The sequence below is a fragment of the Methylobacterium nigriterrae genome, from assembly GCF_037106235.1.
Lineage (GTDB): Bacteria > Pseudomonadota > Alphaproteobacteria > Rhizobiales > Beijerinckiaceae > Methylobacterium > Methylobacterium nigriterrae.
Genome location: NZ_JBAWTG010000753.1, coordinates 1 through 286, shown reverse-complemented (window position 1 = coordinate 286; position 286 = coordinate 1). Strand labels below are relative to the sequence as shown.

General features: G+C 71.0%; 1 pseudogene. It reads right to left on the bottom strand.

Annotation, left to right across the window (positions count from 1 at the left end):
- Positions 1 to 286, bottom strand: a pseudogene (locus WDW90_RS39005) (DNA primase); the annotation flags it as partial.

The following is a 286-nucleotide window of genomic DNA, read 5'->3' as shown; positions in this document are numbered from 1 at the left end:
GCGGAAGCGATCGTACGGACCGCGATCGCCCTCGCCCGTGAGGCCCGCGGCGAGCAGCTCCGCATCAGTGAAGCCGAGGGCACGCAGGTGCTTGCTGAGCGCGTCGTAGCTCTTCGGCGCGAAGCCGATGCCGAAGCGTTTCGCCGCGGACGGATCGAAACCGCGCTCCCCCAGGAAGACGCGACCGGGCTCTGCATCGGGCGTCGCGAGCTGGGCGACGAAGAACTCGGCCGCGGCCTGGTTCGCGGCCAGGAGCCTCGCCCGATTGCCGTGGTCCGCATTGGCC